Here is a 1,150-nt window from a genome sequence, read left to right as displayed (position 1 = left end):
TTCATGTAAATTTAGGGAGGAAAGAGTCCATCCAATTAGGACTGAAATATTGCTGATATCTCTCTTACCTCACCCCCCGACCCCAGGGTCAATTGACAACAAACCCCAGGAATGCTACGTTTAGAAAGCTGATTGTTTTCCTCAGGATTATATTTTGATCAAAGCCAGGAGGTTTTAGCCATTAAACTTTCAACCAAAGGAGAGTACGGCGTCAGAGCTATGCTCTACCTGGCTCTTAAGTACGGGGTAGGGCCCATCAGCCTGGAAGAGATATCTGAGGAAGAAAGAATATCCCATCAGTATCTTGGGCAGTTATTCGTCAAGTTAAGAAAGTCCAGGCTAGTCAAGAGCACCAGGGGGGCAAGAGGTGGATACTATCTCGCTCAACCGCCCTCCCAGATTACCCTTACCGATATCCTCAGAGCTGTTGATGAGCCTATCGGTCCTATTGAATGTGTGGACCCAGAGGGCGGAAGAACGTCCTGTGATAAAGTAAGGGACTGTATCCCTCATCATGTGTGGAGGGAGCTTCGGCAGAGCATGTTGTCGGTTCTGGAAAGAACTACTCTTCAGGATATGAAAAATCAACATGATCAAAGACAGAGCTTGTTGGGCAAGGAGGTTACTAGTAATGTATAGCGAGCTGGTGATGGAGCATTTTTCCAAGCCCAGAAATGTGGGAGAGATAGAAGATCCCGATGGAGTGGGGGTCGAGGGCAATCCCGTCTGTGGTGATCTGATGAAGATAACCATAAAGGTAGAGGAAGACGTGATCAAAGACATAAAATTCAAGACCTTTGGCTGTGGTGCAGCCGTGGCCACCAGCAGCATGGTCACCGAGATGGTTAAAGGCAAGAGTATCGACGAAGCGCTCAAGATTTCCAACAAAACGGTGGCCGAGGCCCTGGGTGGCCTACCAGCCCAGAAAATGCATTGTTCCAACCTGGCTGCCGATGCCCTCCATAGAGCCATTGAGGACTACCACAAGCGCCAGAGAGGAAACACCTCTGCGGAAGCAGCTACCTGATCCAGGAAATCTTCACTATGACTTCCGTCTGAAAATTTATCAAGTCCCTCCAATTTCTTCATAATTTTTCATTATGGTCTCATCACCCATGAACCATGAAAATATCAAGTATTTTCTAAGTAA

2 protein-coding genes are annotated in these 1,150 nt (G+C 47.0%); both read left to right on the top strand.

What is annotated here, in order from left to right:
• Positions 1 to 132: 132 nt before the first annotated feature.
• A complete protein-coding gene (locus tag HW443_RS11500; RefSeq protein ID WP_258189837.1) occupies positions 133 to 639 on the top strand; it encodes an RrF2 family transcriptional regulator in 507 nt (168 codons plus the stop codon).
• Positions 632 to 1,027 carry a Fe-S cluster assembly scaffold protein NifU gene (gene nifU, locus HW443_RS11495; RefSeq protein WP_176238255.1) on the top strand — a complete coding sequence of 132 codons (396 nt, stop codon included), beginning with the start codon at positions 632 to 634 and terminating at the stop codon, positions 1,025 to 1,027. The genes HW443_RS11500 and nifU overlap by 8 nt, the downstream gene beginning before the upstream one ends.
• The last annotated feature ends 123 nt before the right edge of the window (positions 1,028 to 1,150 follow it).

Origin of the sequence: Candidatus Hakubella thermalkaliphila, from assembly GCF_013281975.1 — a bacterium.
GTDB lineage: Bacteria > Actinomycetota > Humimicrobiia > Hakubellales > Hakubellaceae > Hakubella > Hakubella thermalkaliphila.
The sequence above is the reverse complement of the archived record's forward strand: the minus strand, read 5'-3'. Positions and strand labels throughout refer to the sequence as shown.